The organism is Pseudarthrobacter raffinosi, from assembly GCF_023913735.1.
Lineage (GTDB): Bacteria > Actinomycetota > Actinomycetes > Actinomycetales > Micrococcaceae > Arthrobacter > Arthrobacter raffinosi.
Map to the genome: position 1 here is coordinate 17938 of NZ_JAMXBH010000021.1, position 18750 is coordinate 36687.

Here is an 18750-nt window from a genome sequence, read left to right on the forward strand (position 1 = left end):
GAGTTCCGAACTATGGGGATGCCGCGTCGCCGCGAGGACCAGCCCTGAAGCTGCGCCGACAGGAGACTTCCAGCAGGCGTCGCCTAGAGCGAGCCACTAGCGCGAGCCATCCGAGAAGGAAGTGGCCTGGATATACCTCGTTGCAAGTGACGCCGCCGCGGGGGCGTCATCAGTTGCAAGAAGGTTAGGAGGCAGACACTCCGTTAAGACGGCGCGCAAAAGCAGCAGAGGCCGGGTTCGCGGTGATGGTCATCTTCCATCCGCTAGTCAAAGTAATCATTTTTCCCAACCTCCTTTTCCGTTATGCCGCCGCCTCGGCTGACTAGCCGGACAACGCGCGCCGCGACCCCGGCAAAGACGCTCTGGGGTCAGGAATAAAGTTACCCTACGAATAGAGCAATGCGCCACTTAATTAGCAAAGTTTTTCAAGAAAGTTTATGAATGCGCCGTTAGAGTCCCCAGCGGACAATGGCCGGTGTCCGCTTATCCCAGCCGAGCGTGCAGACTTTCGCGGTTCCCAGGATGAAATGGCGGCCTTCGGCGGGCGGCAGTTCCAGCCAGCGCGCGGTGAGGATCCGGGAGAAGTGCCCGTGCGCCACGATCAGCACGTTGTCCAGGCCGGATTCCAGCACACTGGCCACAATCTTGTCGGCGCGGGCTGCCACTTCGTCCAGGGTCTCGCCGTTGGGCACACCATGCGTCCAGATCAGGTAATCCGGGTTGTCCTTGCGGATCAGGTCCGAACTGATGCCCTCATAGTCGCCGTAGTTCCATTCCACTGCCAGCGGCTCATGCTGCGCGTCAGGGTAACCTGCCAGTTCGGCGGTGCGCCGCGCGCGGCGCAGTGGGGACGTCAGGACCAGGTCGAAGTCCACCTGGTCCAGCACCTTTCGGGCCTCCACGGCCTGCTGCTCGCCTTCCACGGTCAGGGGCAGGTCGGTGAGCCCGGTGTATTGCCCGCTCTTGGACCACTCGGTCTCGCCGTGGCGCAGGATCCAGAGCTGGGGGCGGGGCGCGGTCATCGGGTTAATCATTTGGACTCCTCGTTCGGGGAAAGTTCGACGGCGGCGGGAGGCTCTGCTGCTTCCGGAACCGGGGGTGCTGCCTCGGGCTGCTCCGCCCACCAGGCGAGCAGCCTCGCTTCGGCATCGTCCGGTTGAAGGGGTCCGTGTTCCATCCGTTCCTCCAGCAGGAATTTGTAGGCACGGCCCACCACGGGACCAGGCTTGAGGTTCAGGATGGCCATGATTTTGGCGCCGTCCAGATCGGGCCGGACCGCGTCCAGAGACTCCTGCTCGCGCAAAACGGCGATCCGGTCTTCCAGGTCGTCGTAGGCGAAGGCGAGCCGTTCGGCCTTCCGCTGGTTGCGGGTGGTGACGTCAGAGCGGGTCAGCCGGTGCAGCCGTTCCAGGAGATGGCCGGCGTCCGTAACGTAGCGGCGGACGGCCGAATCACTCCACCCGGCGTCACCGTAACCGTAGAAACGCATGTGCAGCTCCACCAGCCGGGCCACGGCCTTGATGGTGTCGTTGTCGAAGCGGAGAGTCTTCATCCGCTTTGCCGTGAGCTTGGATCCCACCATGTCGTGGTGCCGGAAGCTGACCGCGCCGCCCGGTTCGAAGCGCCGCGTAGCCGGCTTGCCGACGTCGTGCATCAGTGCTGCGAACCGCAGCACAAAGTCGGGAGCCGGCAACGCGCCGTCGGCGTCCGTTTCCAGGGCAGCGGCCTGTTCCAGGACCTGAAGGGAGTGCTGGTAGACATCCTTGTGGCGGTGGTGCTCGTCAGATTCCAGCCGCAGGGCGGACACCTCAGGCAGCACGAACTCGGCGAGGCCGGTTTCCACGAGCAGGTCCACACCGACTCGGGGGTGGGCACCGCAGATGAGTTTGACCAACTCATCACGGACCCGTTCAGCCGAGATGATCTTGATCCGCTCGGCCATCTGGCTCATGGCAAGCCGCACGTCGTCGTGCACGGAGATGCCCAGCTGCGATGCGAACCGGGCGGCGCGCATCATACGGAGGGGATCATCGGAGAAGGAGGCCTCGGGTGAAGCGGGCGTTGCCAGGACGGCGGCGTTGAGATCCCGGACGCCGCCGAACGGATCAATGAGTTCAAGCGACGGGAGCCGCAGGGCCATGGCGTTGATCGTGAAATCGCGGCGCAGGAGATCGTCGGTCAGGGAGGTGCCGAAGGCCACCACGGGCTTGCGCGACTCCGGATCGTAAGCATCGGCCCGGTACGTGGTGATCTCGATCTGGAAGCCGGCCTTCCGCATCCCGATCGTCCCGAAGGCCCGGCCGATCTCCCAGAAGTTGTCCGCCCACTTTTTGATCAGGGCAACTGTCTGGCTCGGCGTGGCGTCCGTGGTGAAGTCCAGGTCCGGCGAGGCGCGTCCCAGGAAGAGATCCCGTACCGGACCGCCCACCAGGGACAGCTCGTGGCCGGCGTCGACAAAGCGCTGCCCGAGCTCCAGGACCACCGGGTCAACCTGGAAATCGACGGTGTTGGAATCAATCTTGTGATGTGCGTGCGCCATAGTTACTTAAGCTTGTCAGAAACCAGCGGCTTGGCAGGCCAAAATCTCCTCAAGATCGCTCCTATTCGCCTGCAGCCCCTCAAAGTGCGTCATACGCAGTCCACTTTGATGTCATGTTCCGGTAATCATGATCGGACAAGAGTCGTTAGAGTGGACTCCATGGCCCATCCCGTACCGAGCGCTCCCGGCAGGAGGACAAACGCACCGTTGCCGTCGGCAATTGGTGCCCACGTCGCGCCTGCCTTGCACTCGGCCCCGGCCTCGCTTCCCACGGTGGAGGAAATTTCCGCCGGCGGCGTTGTGGTGGACACGTCCGACGGCGAACTAAGGGTTGCGATCATTGCCCGCCTTAACAGGGGCGGACGGCTGGAGTGGTGCCTTCCCAAGGGCCATCCGGAAGGCAAGGAAGACAACGAGCAGGCAGCAGTGCGCGAGATTGCCGAGGAAACCGGCATCGAGGGCGACATCCTGGCCCCGCTCGGCAGCATCGACTACTGGTTCACTGTCAGCGGGCACCGCGTCCACAAAACCGTCCACCACTACCTGCTGCGCGCCACCGGCGGCGAACTCACCATCGAAAACGATCCGGACCACGAAGCCGTGGACGTCGCATGGGTCCCCATCAAGGAACTCGCACGGAAGCTCTCGTTCCCCAACGAGCGGCGCATCGCGGATCTGGCCCGGGACGTCCTGCCAGAACACCTCTAAGGCCGTCTCCGCCGAAGCTGCGTATATGCCTATACAGGCATATAGCCTGTCCGTTGCGGTACAAACAGCGTCCGGGTGAGACGATGAACTCGATGTCAGCTACCAATCCCCCCTCCGACAAAGCCGGCCCCGCCGCCCCGAGCGGAACAGCGAGTGAAACCCGGTCCAGCGCCATCATGGCTGCTGGCACCCTGGTGTCCCGGTTCCTGGGCTTCGGCAAGACCTGGATGCTGGGTGCCGCGCTGGGCCTCGGCTCCACGGTTAACGACACGTTCATCAATGCCAACAACCTGCCCAACCTGATCTTCCTGCTGGTGGCCGGTGGTGTGTTCAACGCCGTCCTGGTCCCGCAGATCATCAAAGCGAGCAAGGCCCCGGACAGGGGAGCGGACTACATCAGCCGGCTGCTGACGCTGGCCGTGCTCCTACTGCTGGGCCTCACCGCGCTGGTCACGCTCGCTGCTCCGTGGGTCATCGAATTGACCACCCAGGGTTATTCGCCGCAGCAGAAGGCCCTGGCAGTCGCGTTCGCCTTCTGGTGCCTGCCCCAGATCTTCTTCTACGGCCTCTACGCGCTGCTGACACAGGTCCTCAACGCCAATGGTGCGTTCGGGCCTGCCATGTGGGCCCCCATCATGAACAACCTGGTGGCCATTGGCGGCCTGGGCATGTTCATCTGGATCTTCGGCGAGAACCGCATGAACCCGCACACGCTGGACAACTGGGGCCCGTCCCAGACCCTGCTTGTGGCCGGCTTCTCAACCATAGGCGTGGTGGCCCAGACAGCCATCCTGCTGATCCCGGTGATCCGCCTGCGGCTGGGTCTCCGGCCCCGGTTTGGCTGGCGCGGAGTAGGCCTTGGCCAGGCCGCTAGGCTGAGCGTTTGGACGCTCCTGACGGCCGCCGTGGGGCAGTTGGCGTTCCTGTATGTCATGCGCATCGCCACAATTCCCGGTGCTGAGCGCCTCCGGCTGAAGGAAGCGGGGGATCCGGCGGCCGAGATGCTGCCCGGTAACGCAGTCCTGGAGGTGGCCAGCCAGCTGTACCTGCTGCCGCACTCCATCATTGCGCTCTCGCTCGCCACTGTCCTGTTTAACCGGATGACCCGCGCTTCGCAGGATGGCAACCGCGCGGAACTCCGCGACGCCCTCTCGCACGGCCTCCGCACGATGGCGGTGGCCACCGTCTTTGGCGCGCTGGCACTCTTCGCGCTGGCGGGCCCGCTTGGCATGTTCTTTTCCGGTGGTCCGCGCCAGGACGGCGTCATGCTGGCCCAGACGCTCACCATCCTCGCTCTCAGCACCCCGTTCATGAGCGCCAACTTCATGATGTCGCGGGTCTTCTACGCCAATGAGGACGCCCGCACGCCGTTCCATATCCAACTGCTGCTTGCCGTGGTCTATGTGGCCGGTGCCTTCGGGATCCAGTTCCTGCCGGTGGGCCAGATCATCTACGCAATCGCCCTCCTGTATATGGTGGGCAATATACTTTCGGTGGTCATCAGCGCCTATTTCCTGCGCCGGCTCCTGGGCCACCTCGACGGGCCGCGGATCGCCAACTCCTACATCCGGATGGGTTATGCAGCGCTCGGTTCTGCGATGGCGGGCGCTGGTGCCCTGTGGCTGATGGGCAGCTACAGCGCCGACGGCTTCGCCTGGAAGGACCGGCTCGCCGCCCTGGTGACCGTTATCGTCGTCGGACCCATCATGCTGGTTGCCTATGTCTTCCTGCTGAAGGTCTTCCACGTCGCCGAGCTCCGGGACCTCATGCGCCCCCTGTTGGGACGGCTGGGACGCGGCACGGGACGGTCCGGCGGCGGGGGAACGCCGTCGTCGGCTGCGGGTGCCGACGTTTCCGGAACGGAACGTCCGACGCCGGAACGCGCCACGGTCGCGGTGGACACCGGCCTGATTCCCCGGATTTCCGGCGAATTCGACGCCGCCTCTTTCCGCGCAGGACCCGTACCGGAACGCCAGGCAGCGCCTACGGCGCCAGCTGATGGCGCACAAGGGGAAACTGAAGCAATGTCTAGCGGGGGCACTGAAACCGCCGCGGGATACCTTCCCGCAGAGGACGTGCCCGGCACAGCGCGGGGCGGGCTGCTGCGCGACGAGATTCCCCTTCCCGGCCGGCGCACGTTCCAGGGCCAGGCCGGACAGAACCCCCATTTCAGGCCACGCCGGCCTCGAAAAAAGTGATCTTCTCGCGGTTTTTGGTTGCCTGTCGACCACGGCGGTCCTAGCCGATCGGCTAGGATCGACAGTGAACAGGGGTAGTTGCAGGCAAGCGCAGACCGGCTCGCCGGCTGGCTTTTAGCCGGTTTCTGACCGGCGGTGGCATCATCTACGCCGGCATTCCCGGACAGTCTAGGAGGAACAAGTGTCCCACCCGATCGACGTTGGATCAGTACTCGGCGGCCGCTACAAGGTCACAGCCACGGTATTGACCTCACACGACCAGGATCTGGTGCTGGACGGGGTGGACCAGGTTCTCAACCGACCGGTCAGCATTCTGGTCGCCGGCCCGGACAACACCGAACAGGTGGCCCAGAGCGCCCGCGAGGTGGCTACTGGTGAGCGCCCGGGTAACGTCCAGGTCCTGGACCTTGGGGTCACTGAGGCCACCACGTACCTCATCACCAACCACACGTCCGCGGCAGACCTGTTGGACCTCGTGGTCGCTTCCGACGCGCCTTACGTCGAGCCGTTCTTCACGGATACCCTGGGCAGCGAAATTTTCGGCCAGGTGCGTTCACACGAACCGGAACCGTACGACGACGAAGAGAACGTCGACGCCGGATATATCAACTATTCGGACAATCACCCCAGCCAGGTTGACCCATTCCGGTCTGCCGCACCGCTTGCTCCGCCGCTTGTACCCCCGGTTGTTCCGGCCCGTCCGCCGCTCCGCCCGGCGGTCCTTCCGGCGTCGGGCCCTGCCAAGGCCGGGGCCGTTAGAGCAGGCGCCGCCGCTGCTGGCGCCACTGCCGCACATCAGCACGTCACTGCGCCGCAACCGGTGCAGGCTGCGGAGAACCGGCCAGTTTCCGGACCGGCCGAGCCCAAGGCAGGTGCCGGATCCGATTCGCCCAAGGTCTCCCTGTGGTCTGAGGACGACTATTCCAACGGCTCCCAGGACGCATCCTACGACGAACCCGTGGTCTCCCGAGCGCCGGAACACTCCGATCGCGCAGCGGGCGCCTTCCCGTCGGTTGCCCGGAAAGTGTCTCCGGCGGCCGCAGTACCGCCTTCCGGCGGGACGGATGACTATTACGATGACGACGAGCCCGAGCGTGAGCCCCGCTCGATGCGCTGGCTGGTTGGCGGGCTGCTCGCCGTGGTGTTGATTGCCGGGCTGGTCTTTGCGGTCACAAACCTGGGCAGTCTATTCAAATCTGGCCCCCAGGCCGCCCCAACCTCCAATTCGACGGGCTCCACCCAGCCAAACTCCGGGTCGGCTTCCCCTAACCCGAGCTCCGCACCGCCGGCGGCACCGCCTGCCATCGACAGCATCACCCGCCAGGGGGATTTTGACTTCGCAGGCACCTACGACGTGGATCTTGTGAAGGCGTTTGACGGCAACGCAGCCAGCTACTGGTCAGACATGGAATTTGCCACCGAGGGCTGGGGCGGCCTCGCAACCGATGGCGTGCCCTTGTTCGTCAAGCTCAAGAATCCGGCGAAGGTTTCATCCATCACCCTGACTCAGCTCGGGGCCTCGGGCGGCAATCTCAGTGTCTTCACCAATGACCGTCCGTCATTGGACGGAGCCAGGCTGGTGGGGACCAACAGCTTCACGTCAACAGATCTGACCATGCCGCTGGCCGAGCCGGTGGAGGCACAGTACGTGATCGTGTCCATCAAGACGCTTCCCAAGCTGGCCGCCCCGAAGACCCGCTATGGCTTTGGCATCCGCCTGGCGGAGATCAAGATCCAGTAGGACCACACCTGCGTCGTTCCCGTTGAGCCGCGTCTGTTCTGCCCGGAGTATTGCTCCGAAGTATCAGACGCGGCTCAGCTGTTTTCAGACGGTAATCTGGAAGGGCGTCCCGTCCACATGACGGGGCTATGACCGCTGATGGTTCCTCCGTTTGCGCGACGCCCGGAATATTCACCACCTAGATTCAGTTGTGCCATGTGGCTGGCCGCAAAAGCCGGCGCATCGACTAAGGAAGAGGTTCACCGTTCAGTGAGCAACGCAGAAAACACCGCGTCCGAAGTACGTGATGTCATCATCGTCGGCTCGGGCCCGGCCGGGTACACGGCCGCTGTCTACACGGCGCGCGCCAACCTGAAGCCCTTGCTTCTGGCCGGATCAGTTACCGCCGGCGGCGAACTGATGAACACCACCGACGTCGAAAACTACCCTGGCTTCCCCGAAGGCATCATGGGGCCGGACCTCATGGAGAACTTCGAGAAGCAGGCAGCGCGGTTCGGAACGGAAATCCAGTTCGAGGACGTCACAGCACTGGACCTCAACGGCGACATCAAGACTGTCACCATCGGTACCGGCGAGACCTTCCGTGCGCGGGCCATCATCCTGTCCACCGGATCCGCTTACCGTGAGTTGGGCCTCCCGAACGAAAAGCGCCTCTCCGGCCACGGCGTGAGCTGGTGTGCAACCTGCGATGGTTTCTTTTTCAAGGACCAGGACATTGCGGTCATCGGCGGAGGAGACTCGGCCATGGAAGAAGCCCTCTTCCTGACCAAATTCGCCAAGTCCGTCACCGTTGTGCACCGCCGCGACACACTCAAAGCTTCCAAGATCATGGCGGACCGTGCTCTGGCCCACGACAAGATTTCGTTCATCTGGAACAGCTCCGTTGACGACGTCATCGGATCGGACAAAGTCACCGGGCTCAAGATCAAGAACCTAAAGGACGGCACCGTGTCCGACCTCGCCGTCACCGGCGTCTTCGTCGCCATCGGAAACGACCCCCGCACCGACCTGGTCAAGGACTCCCTGGAGATCACGGCGGCCGGTACCATCGCCGTCGAGGGCCGGAGTTCCAAGACCAGCATCCCTGGCGTCTTCGCCGCCGGCGATGTTGTTGATCCCACCTACCGTCAGGCCATCACGGCCTCCGGTTCCGGATGTGTTGCCGCGATCGACGTGGAACACTACCTCGCAGACCTTCACGCGTAAATCCGCGTACCCGCCGTTCGAAGAGAGAGACAAGGTTATGAGCAACGCTAAAGACGTAACAGATGCAAGTTTTGCTGCGGACGTACTGTCCGCCGACAAGCCAGTAATTGTGGACTTCTGGGCTGAATGGTGCGGCCCCTGCCGCAAGCTGGGACCCATCCTCGACGAGATCTCGGTCGAATACAGCGAGAAGGTTAGTGTCGTCAAGCTCAACGTCGACGACAACCCCGCCATCGCCGCCGAGTACGGAATCACGTCCATCCCCGCCGTTTACCTCTTCCAGGACGGCCAGGTGAAGAGCACTGTTATCGGCGCGAGGCCGAAGCAGTTCTTCGAAAAGGAATTTGCGGACGTCCTTTCCTAATCAGGTAGGGGACTTCGGTCCCATGTGACCAGTGACACCGTCCTGTGGCCACTGCTTCCATGAAGCGGTGGCCACGGGCCTTTAAGACCTGGCCCGTGGAAGCACAACCACATTGAATCAACCGTCAATTGTTTCCTAACTTGACTGATTGCTCAGAGTCGCTCCAGGAGACCCAGTACAGGGATGAGTGTCTTATCAATGAGGGAGAGTGGGCTGTAAATTCCGGTCAGACGTCCCCGGCGCCATCCTAGAGTTCGCCTTTCCGGATTCGGATTGTTGTTTCACGTGAAACATTAGCGATCGCGAAACATGGATTCATGCGAACATCGACGATTCGCCAAGCCAAGCGGCGTACGGTGTGGCCATGCTCGCCGGACGGACGAAATTTCTTCGGCGTCAGTGCATGCTGATCCTTACATCCGAGTGTCCTTGCCGCACGACAATGCCGCAGCGATTCAGTTCGACATACTTGAACTCAGCTAAGTTCAGTTCGGCTCACGACGGTAAATCAATCAACCCAGGCTTCCACTTTCGTGACGGTCACACTCTGCGCACTGATGCGTACCCCGCACTATATTTCACGTGAAACACGGCCGAAGCCTGCGTGAGTCTGCTCCCTTCAGTCCTATTGGCCTGCCCGACGGCATTTGGAGCCAGTCCTCAAGGATCTGGTTCACGCGATGTCGCCGTATTGCGTCCCGTCCATTCGCTGAGGAAAATACCCGCGGCGCACTCAGAGATTGGATCGAACTCTGAGCAGCGAATGCCAATTAGATTAGGTGGCCTAGTGGCCTTGACGCCCCATTTCACCTTGCGGAGGACAATATGGAACCGGAGCATCAGACTACCGGAAGCACCCTGACCAGGCCGGCGTTCCAGCCTCGCTGGCCGTCCATGGGCTAAATCAAACGCCGATTCTCGCAGTTGACGCCTAGAAGATCACGGCTCCAAGGGTGTGGTCAGAGTCAACGCCGGTGGTTGGAGGAATCGGGGCTGGTCGGGGGAGTCGTCGCTGGACGGGGGAAGCCAAGGAACGCCGGGGACGCCAGGTGACCGTTATGACGCTAGGATCCGAGCAATTGGAATAGATCCCCGACATCAAATGGCACCGTCCCCTCGTAACTGACTGGCCACTCTCGAAAACAACTTCCTGATCGAAAATGCGCACAAGTCTCATCGCCAAACCACAGCACGTCGGTATCCTGCCACGACGGTATCCAGTTCAGTGCCAGCCTGACCAGTTTCAACAGTCCAGTCTTGTCCACAGCATGTCGACGACACAGCAGCGCGCAACTCAAGATTCAGCGACCCCCGGGAGCATACTCACACAGCGTTGGGAACCCGCCAGCACAGACAAGGTGCCTGCGGACGAATTCGAGACCGTCGGCCTGGAGACTCACTATGCCCTTCCGCCGATACCTACAGCCTCGGGTGGTAATTCAGGGGCCGTACGGATAGGGCACGCGCAGCGCATTCAGTCTGTACTCGCTGCGCTGGTGGGTCCATCGGGATCGTCGTTCGTATTGTCCGAGATGTCCATTGATGCCGATGGCCCGAATGGGAAGCACATGCGGAGATTGTCCAAGCCCGATATTGCCCTCGGCCGCAGCCCACGCCGGTCTCGACACCCACTTGTTGGGGCCGCACCCCTTCACAACGCCGTGGTCGTCTCAGCGGGCCCATGCCAAGAGACGGGCCATACCAGAAGACCTCATGCGCGCCACGGGTGCGGGCCGGCAAAGACGGCACGAGGACACGGATGTTCTTCTACGCCGGACTGTTTCACGTGAAACAGTCCCGCCCCGGCGACGGCTTCGCGGATGGCAAGACCTCGAGCGTACTGTTTCACGTGAAACAAACTGAGCGAAATCTCCGACCAAGCTTCCCGGGATGGATGCTAAGGACGCCGGCTTCGCATGTGCTCGATGCTATCTTCTGAGGCCAACTGCCAACTGGCCGCATCCCCACGTCAACCTGGTTGCTCCACGACCGACACGTCGTAGACACCCGGACAACCCGTACACAGCCCAGGCACACGAGGAATACTCTCCTCACCGCAGGAATTCTAGACACTGCCGGGCGCCCTCAATCCTGCCACCGGGCTCTATAGACGCTTGCGTGACGGCTGAGCCCTCGCCCAAGCCCTCCGGCCTGCTGCGTCGATGGGGGACCGTCAGCCTGAACCAGGACTGGACGAAGGTGATCGCCGTGTACCTGCCCGTGGCCAAAATAGGCGTTGTGGCTTCGCCGCTACGCACATCTCTGTTCGCAAGATCGCTACGGTTGCCGTCCAGTCAGCGCAGGACAGAACCAGAGCCAACTTGCTCGGTTGTCAGCGAAGGACGGTATCGGAACCGCCTACTCGGTCTTAACATGTCAGTCCGCACTGCAGCTCCCGACCGGAACAACACGCGTGGGCAGGTCATGAGCCAGCTGGCCAATACCGACTTTCCTGTCCGAAGGGCGGAGCCCTAGGTGCCCGACCAACTCCACCCCAAAGACCTAGAGCAGGTGACGAATGTCAGCGGATGACGGAATCGTATCCATCGGAAGTGTGACTGTTCGGTTCGACTGGAGGGTTCAATCGCGTTGATGTCCACCGACTTCGAAGTTATCCCCAAATGTTATCCACACTGATATCCACACTGATATCCACACTGATATCCACAGGCTTATCCACCGGTCTGCAAATCGTGGATGCAGGACCCCTAGTGCCGTCCTTTAGATCAGCCGACACCCTCGAGCCGGCTTTGCTCCAGGACAACTACCACGGACGAAGCGCATGCTCACGTTGGACTGGAAATATCGCCGGAAATCCAACTATTGAAGTCGCTTTCCGTCCCGAAAGAGAGTCTGAATCGACCTTGGTAATGTTTCACGTGAAACGGGACTGCAGGCGCTATCCAATGCTCGTGCGTACCGCTCGTTGCAGGATCCGCTCGTGTGGGCCAAATCTCTTCCTGATGCCTGCCACCAAGCAATCTATCCACAAAGTTATCCACAACGATATCCACCATGCAATTCACACCTACGGGCCCAAGCCTGTCCTGGCTCCATCTCTTGTTGTGGCAAGTTTGCCGCACACGATGATGAAGAGTGGGCCACGGAAACATAATCTTTCGGATACTCCCTTTCCCTCAAACCAGGCTGCTGTCCGCCTGGCTAGCTGATTCATCTTCAGCCGGGCCATGATCTGACGTGGTTGCAGTTGTGGTCGCTTCCCCGTCGGATCCGAACCTTTCCGGACGGTCCCGCCTGTCTCAAACTGCTGCACAGCAAGACGACTCGGCTTGCACCAATTCCTTCCACTCCCGGACACTCCCGGACTGGGCCAATTCTGTGCACCCCGCGGTCAGGTCCTAGAGGGGCGAAGCCGAGTTGCGGAGCTGGTCCAGAGACGCACTATGGCGCACTGCCAGAGTCATGCTGTAACGACTTGGAGTGTCGCAGTCCTGCCCAGGGTGGTGGTCCCGTATGAGGCAGCCGGCGACACTGTTGGCCCAGCCAGGGGATCGATGCGCCCTCCTGAGATTGGTGTGTATCGAGGCGCCCTGCAGATTCAATTCGTCGACGTACCGTCTCCACAGAAGACTATTTGATGAAAGGCCCGGTTGGGGGCCGCGGTCGTACCTGCCTGCCTGCCTGCCTGCCTGCCTGCCTGCCTGCCTCAACCGATGCTACCGGTGCGCCGGCGTGCGCCAGCTCAAAAGTCCTCGGATGCGCCAGGAAGCTATCTGTTCAGGCTAACTGCCCGGCGAGTGGAACTCAGGCGTCAGGGTTGGGGCCACCACGGAACGGGACATGCTGGACCCCGGCCATGGCTCTCCGCTGGATACTAGTCCTCTGGACGGCTTCCCAAGCTCCCAGAACCCTGGGCGGGCATGCGCTGGGTCAGCAGGATATAACCAGTGGCGGGCGTCACTGCCGGCCGGGGGATTGGGGGCGGCATTATCCTCGAGGCGTGAAGAGGCCATAGTAGGCTCTAAGCCGTCAACTCCAAGGTCTGGGAATTGTCTCTGTTCCCACGGCGATCGAGATGGGAGGGCGCTTGGGCTGCAAGTTTACAATCCGAGACGCAGCCAGCTCGCCGGCGCCGTGAGGACGTCGGGGTATCGGTGTGTCGGGGCCGTGGGGAGATGCCAGGCACGGTGAGCTGGACTCGTCACGATGTTTCACGTGAAACCATTTAGAAGACGGCTGGGCGTAGGCCGAACCTGCTCAGCAATCTCGGCTACCCTCACGAAGCTTGGTGAACTGCTTCTGCAGGAGTTTTTTAGCCACCGCTTTGGCTGCGGGCGAAGCCCCTCGGATGCTGGAAAACCGAATTCACTTCCGCAGCCGCAGCGTAGGTGACGCGCCGGCGACATCACTGGCCGAGGACTTTAGATGATACCAACTTCATGTTCGTTCTCGATGGCGCCGCCGCCTAGATCCGGCGCATACCCTGTTGATGTTTCACGTGAAACAGCAACCGCGAGGCGCCTTCCCATCTGGACCAGACGTTGCCGAACCCGGACGTTGCCGAACCCACCCGGATGTTGCCGAAGCAGATTGAAGGTCAGAAGACTATCTCGCGACAGGTCTCCGGGGGAGACGTCCACCCTGGCGCATCCCCGTAGTCAACGAGTTAGCCGCAGGCTAAGGCCAACATCTGCACGGGTACGTACGCTGCACACCAGATCCCTGGAACAGATCGGGGCAAGCGCAACGATGACGGTGTTCCCGCCGCTTGGCAGGATAAGCACCGCACGGACTGATTGGAAATGTGCGAATCGACGCATTCTTCACTGCTTCGGAGCAACGGAACCCATTGGGTGACAAGCATCACGAGTCGCATCGGAGTGTCCAGCGATCCGTCGAATCCACCACTCCTGCCTGATCGCCGTCTCGAGAGTTCGCGCTCCGCCATCTACATCGCCCTCAGTGCCCACCTCCAGTGCGTCAACAACCCGGAGCCACAGAAGTCCACCGCTGCAGCGGGAACACAAGCAGAGACGACAGTCGTTGGAGGAGACCAGTCTTTGGAGGACTCCAGTCTTTAGAGGAGTCGAAGGCAGCAGACAGTGCCAAACTCGCGTCCCACAACGGAACTATTTCATCGGGCCCAGAGGGGTACGCCATGCGGACCGCGGGCTCGAGCCCGGGGCGCGTCACAACCACCATGGCCACGCCAGTATCAGCTCCGGAATGCAAAGATGGCATCGATACAGACGAAAGAAGGGCCTGTTTCACGTGAAACAGGCCCTTCTTTGAACAGAGAACGCTAGTTTTCAGATCCTGGCGCAAGAACTTCCATGATGCGGTTCAGGTCTTCAACACTGGCGAATTCAATGCTGACACGCCCCTTGCGGACACCCAGGGAAATCTTGACGTTGGTGTCCAAGCGGTCTGACAGCGAGGATGCCAGATAGTCCAGGCGCTCATGGCGGGCTCCCGGACGAGGGATGTTGTTCTTGGCAGGCTTCGCAGGATCCTGATAGAGAGTGACGGCCTCTTCGGTTGCCCGAACAGACATGCCTTCAGCCACGATTTTCTGGGCGAGGCGTTCCATGGCTGCTGCATCCGGCAGGGCGAGCAGCGCGCGCGCGTGGCCAGCGGAAATAACGCTGGCCGCCACACGACGCTGAACCAGGGGCGGAAGTTTGAGGAGACGCAGCGTGTTCGAAACCTGGGGACGTGAACGGCCAATGCGGTCCGCAAGCTGCTCGTGAGTGGTTCCGAAGTCTTCAAGCAGTTGCTGGTAGGCCGCTGCCTCTTCGAGCGGGTTCAACTGGCTGCGATGCAGGTTCTCCAGCAGTGCATCCCTGAGGAGGTCATCATCAGTGGTGTCCCGGACAATGGCAGGGATGGTCGCCATCCCGGCCGCCTGTACTGCCCTCCAGCGACGCTCACCCATCACCAGCTCGTACGGTTCTCCACCTTCTTCGGTTGAAGTACGAACCACAATTGGCTGGAGGACGCCGATTTCGCGCACGGAGTGGATGAGCTCCGCCATGTCATCGTCATCGAAGACTGAACGGGGCTGTTTACGGTTCGGATGGATGTCGGTGACCGGAATCTCAGCAAAACGCACGCCGGGGACTTCCACGAGGTCAACACCGTTATCCGGCGTACTGCTCTGGGATACAGGTGCCTCGGACACAGACTCGCCAGTCGCGCCTTCAACCGGCATGGGCGAACCGTCCACCGTTGATGTAGCTGCACCGCCCTTTACAGGAGCTTTTGCGGCCGGCAGCTTCTCTGCTGCCTTGGCTGGCGGATTCGCGGGGGAGGCTGTTCTCGGCGCAGCTGCTTTCTTCGTTACCGATGCGTCGTTGGCCTGGGCCGGCGCATCCGACTCGGAAGCAACCGACTCCGAAGATGAAGCATCTGAAGCTGCCCCACCATTTCCTGAAGCGTCATCAGGGGACACGACTTTCTTACGGCCTTCAGGGAAGAAGAGATCCACAGGCCGCGACACAGCGCCGCCGTTGCCCGACGCACTACCGGCGGAACTTGGAATGAGTGCGCCAAGACCGCGGCCTAGGCCACGTCGCTTTTCGCTCATGGATAAATCCCTCCGATGGAAGAGTCAGACCTTGCCGGACTCCGGTTGTTGCAGTTCTTGAAGATTCTAGCGTTCAGCGATTTCGGCTGCGGCTTCCAGGTAAGACAGGGCTCCACTGGAGGAAGGATCGTACGTCATGACGGTTTGCTGGTAGCTCGGAGCTTCTGAAATCCGCACGGAGCGGGGGACTACAGCACCAAGGACCTGCTCGGGGAAGTGCAGGCGAACTTCGGCTGCCACCTGGGCTGCAAGGTTGGTCCGTCCGTCATACATCGTGAGGAGAATAGTGGAGACCACCAGATCCGCATTCAGGTGCTTCTGGATCATCTCGATGTTCTTGAGGAGCTGACTGAGGCCTTCCAGTGCGTAGTACTCACACTGGATAGGGATAAGGACCTCACCGGCAGCACAGAAGGCATTAACCGTGAGCAACCCGAGGCTGGGCGGGCAGTCAATGAAAATGTAGTCGAGGCGTTCTTCGCCGTTCTTTGCCCGGGTCCTGGCATAGACGTCGATCGCCCGGCGGAGCCGCTGTTCACGGGCCACAAGCGAAACAAGCTCAATCTCCGCGCCGGCCAGGTGAATGGTGGCAGGAGCACAGATCAGGTTGCTGATGTCCGGGCAGGGGGCCACGACGTCAGCGAGAGGGAAATCGTTGATGAGGACGTCATAGATGCTGTCCACATCGGCATGGTGCTCGACGCCGAGGGCGGTGGAGGCGTTGCCCTGGGGATCGATGTCAATGACCAGGACGTTCAGGCCGGCTGCGGCCAGGGCAGCAGCGATGTTCACGGTGGTGGTGGTCTTGCCCACGCCGCCTTTTTGGTTGGACACCGTAAAGATACGGGTCTTCTCCGGCCTGGGAAGTTTCCGGCCAACCAGCCGTTCGCGGCGCCTGGTCTCGTGCGCGAGTTCCCGGGCGATAGGACTGGAATCGTCCATGGTGTCCATAACGTTGATCCGGCCACCCGTTGTTGTTTCACGTGAAACAGACGCAAGAATTGCCATTTCCGCAACCGGATTAGGGTGACTTTCCCCTCGTCCGGGCGCGGAACCCATGCCCATGCCAGCAACTGATCGTGCTGACCCCAAAGACACAAACGGGGGTATCCGTTGTGTGGAGGCTTCGCTACTGGTCACTGGGACACACTCACTCTCGTTCGGCTTTTGCTGCCGTTGTCTAGCCTAACCGCTTCGCCCTGCAGACCAAGGCTACCGGGCCAGGACTAGGAGAACTTTCGGGACTTGTTAACGACGATCCGTACCACCGTGGTGGGTTCCTCCAGGAGGTTTTCACCGACAGTCACTACAGAAGTCTGGACGCCACCGAGATTCCGGATGACCTTCGCTGCTTTTTCGATTTCCTCGCCTGCACTGCGTCCCTTAATGGCCACAACTTCACCCTTGCCGGCGAGCAGGGGGATGGTCAGACCGGCGAGGTTGCTCAGCGCGGAAACAGCCCGGGCAGTCACAACATCAGCGTCCACCATGCCAACCGCAAGCTCCGCGCGCGTCCGCATCACCGTGACGTTTGTCAGGCCGAGATCGTCCACCACTTCCTGGAGCCAGATCACCCGGCGCTCCAGCGGCTCGATCAGTGTCAGCTGGAGATCCGGACGCGCGATCGCGAGGCAAAGTCCGGGAAGTCCGGCTCCGCTTCCGACGTCGGCAACATGGCTGCCGTGCGCGATCTCGCTTTCGATAACGGCACAGTTAAGGACATGCCGGCTCCACAACCGTGGGATCTCACGCGGCCCGATCAGCCCGCGTTCGGTTCCGGACGTGGCCAGGTGCTCCACGTAGCGTTTGGCCAGGTCCAGGCGGTCACCGAAAATCTTCTCGGCCGCCAGCAATTCTGCTGCCGTGATGTCAACCATGATTAGCGGTTCAGCATTCTCTAGTCTGCGGATACTACGATGTGACGCCCGGCGCCTTCGCCCTCGGACTCGCTGACGAGTCCCAGGTCAGCGACGGCGTCATGAACGATTTTGCGTTCGTAGGCACTCATCGGCTCCAGTGCCACGGCTTTGCCGGACTCCTTGACCGCAGCTGCCGCATCCTCGGCGATCTTCTGCAGGTGGACGGCGCGCTGCTGACGGTAGCCGTTGATGTCCAGGACCAGGCGTGAACGGTTCTCCGTTGCGGAGAGAACAGAGAGCCGGGTCAGTTCCTGAAGGGCTTCGAGGACTTCGCCGTCTTCGCCTACGAGGCTGTCGAGACCATCAGTTCCTTCCTCGGCAACGATGGAAATGTAAGTGCGGCCGTTCCGGACTTCAATGTCAATGTCGCCGTCGATGTCAGCGATATCAAGGAGTTCCTCCAGGTAATCGGCGGCAACGTCGCCTTCCTCTTCGAGGCGGCTGGCAGCGGATCCCTTGGGCGAAGCATCGGCGTCGGTCGAGGCTTCGTCCTGATCGTCAATGATCTCGTCGGAAAGGGCGTGTTCGGTGCTCTCGGCTGACATTACTTCTTCTTCCTGTTCTTACGCTGTGGCTGGACGCGCTGTCCCTTTTGCTCGAGGACCGCAGCTGCGGCAGCTGCCTCCGCTTCGGCGTCGGCCTTTTTCCCGCCCAGAATGGGCAGGACCGGCAGGCCCTTGGCCGCACGGCGTTCGGCGAGTGCCTTGGCGGCTGGGGATCCCGGCGTCGGCATGCGGCGGATGACGAAGAACTGCTGCGCCATGGTCCAGAGGTTGGTGGTGGTCCAGTAGATAAGGACACCGATGGGGAAGTTGATGCCACCCACGCCGAACACGAGCGGCAGGATGTACAGCATCATTTTCTGCTGGCGCATGAAAGGGCTGGCCATGGCCTCTTCGGACATGTTCTTGGCCATGATCTGCTTCTGCGTGATGAACTGCGAAGCCGTCATCGCAAGGATCATCACGATCGACAGGATGTTGACAGCCAACTGCGCGTCGCCTCCTCCTCCATGCAGGAGGGTGGCGGAAAGCGGAGCACCGAAGATGCTGGATTCGTCGAACTGCACCACCTGGTCGTGGCTCATCGCACCGACACCCACACCCGCCTTGGCGTTGGAGCTGATGCCGGAGAGCACCTGGAACAGCGCGAAGAAGAACGGCATCTGGATCAGCATGGGCAAGCAGGCCGAGAACGGGTTGGTCCCGTGCTTCTTGTACATGGCCATCTGTTCCTGCGCCATGGCCTGGCGGGAAAGCTGGTCAGTCTTGCCCTTGTACTTGTCCTGGAGTTTCTTCAGGTCCGGCTGCAACAGCTGCATGCCGCGCTGCGCCTTGATCTGCTTGACGAAAACGGGGATCAGGGCGGCACGGATCACCAGCACCAGCCCGATGATGGACAGTGTCCAGGTCCAGCCGTTGGCCGCAGGCAGGCCGATCGCAGTCAGGCCCTCGTGGAAGCCCACCATGATGATGGAAACCAGCCACTTGAACGGAAACATGATTGTTTCAAAGAAGTCCATACGATA

At 61.4% G+C, this 18750-nt stretch carries 12 protein-coding genes; 5 read left to right on the forward strand and 7 right to left on the reverse strand.

Annotated features, from left to right (window positions below; translation table 11 throughout):
* Positions 1-449: 449 nt before the first annotated feature.
* Entirely contained in the window at positions 450-1034 is a 585-nt protein-coding gene (locus NG698_RS17505; protein ID WP_252600859.1) for a histidine phosphatase family protein, read from the reverse strand.
* The gene (locus NG698_RS17510) at positions 1031-2539 is read right to left on the reverse strand and encodes a CCA tRNA nucleotidyltransferase (protein ID WP_252600862.1); all 1509 of its coding nucleotides are present in this window, start codon (positions 2537-2539) and stop codon (positions 1031-1033) included. Before NG698_RS17510 ends, NG698_RS17505 begins: the two co-directional genes overlap by 4 nt.
* Before the next feature lie 159 nt (positions 2540-2698).
* Here NG698_RS17510 and NG698_RS17515 point away from each other — a divergent pair, with 159 nt between their 5' ends.
* The 5 genes from NG698_RS17515 (at position 2699) to trxA (ending at position 8756) form a co-directional block, all read left to right on the forward strand.
* Positions 2699-3247, forward strand: coding sequence for an NUDIX hydrolase (locus NG698_RS17515; protein WP_246848665.1), 549 nt, complete (start codon positions 2699-2701; stop codon positions 3245-3247).
* A 92-nt stretch (positions 3248-3339) separates the two neighbouring features.
* Positions 3340-5445 (forward strand): murein biosynthesis integral membrane protein MurJ, encoded by a 2106-nt coding sequence (murJ, locus tag NG698_RS17520; RefSeq protein ID WP_252600865.1) that lies wholly within the window; start codon positions 3340-3342, stop codon positions 5443-5445.
* Between the two features lie 181 nt (positions 5446-5626).
* Positions 5627-7186 carry a protein kinase family protein gene (locus tag NG698_RS17525; protein ID WP_252600867.1) on the forward strand — a complete coding sequence of 520 codons (1560 nt, stop codon included), beginning with the start codon at positions 5627-5629 and terminating at the stop codon, positions 7184-7186.
* Positions 7187-7435: 249 nt separating this feature from the next.
* A complete protein-coding gene (gene trxB / locus NG698_RS17530; RefSeq protein ID WP_252600871.1) occupies positions 7436-8392 on the forward strand; it encodes a thioredoxin-disulfide reductase in 957 nt (318 codons plus the stop codon).
* Between the two features lie 37 nt (positions 8393-8429).
* On the forward strand, positions 8430-8756 hold the full coding sequence (gene trxA / locus NG698_RS17535; protein ID WP_252600874.1) for a thioredoxin: 327 nt from the start codon (positions 8430-8432) through the stop codon (positions 8754-8756).
* 5263 nt (positions 8757-14019) lie between these two features.
* Here the strand turns inward: trxA and NG698_RS17540 are convergent.
* From NG698_RS17540 to yidC, 5 genes are all read right to left on the reverse strand, one after another.
* Entirely contained in the window at positions 14020-15303 is a 1284-nt protein-coding gene (locus tag NG698_RS17540) for a ParB/RepB/Spo0J family partition protein (protein ID WP_252611303.1), read from the reverse strand.
* 66 nt (positions 15304-15369) lie between these two features.
* Positions 15370-16443, reverse strand: coding sequence for a ParA family protein (locus NG698_RS17545; protein WP_252611305.1), 1074 nt, complete (start codon positions 16441-16443; stop codon positions 15370-15372).
* Positions 16444-16529: 86 nt separating this feature from the next.
* A complete protein-coding gene (rsmG, locus tag NG698_RS17550) occupies positions 16530-17180 on the reverse strand; it encodes a 16S rRNA (guanine(527)-N(7))-methyltransferase RsmG (protein WP_252611307.1) in 651 nt (216 codons plus the stop codon).
* Positions 17181-17200: 20 nt separating this feature from the next.
* Positions 17201-17767, reverse strand: coding sequence for a Jag family protein (locus tag NG698_RS17555; RefSeq protein ID WP_252600885.1), 567 nt, complete (start codon positions 17765-17767; stop codon positions 17201-17203).
* Positions 17767-18744: a membrane protein insertase YidC gene (gene yidC, locus NG698_RS17560; RefSeq protein WP_252600888.1), complete on the reverse strand. Its 978-nt coding sequence runs from the start codon at positions 18742-18744 to the stop codon at positions 17767-17769. The genes NG698_RS17555 and yidC overlap by 1 nt, the downstream gene beginning before the upstream one ends.
* Positions 18745-18750 lie beyond the last annotated feature (6 nt).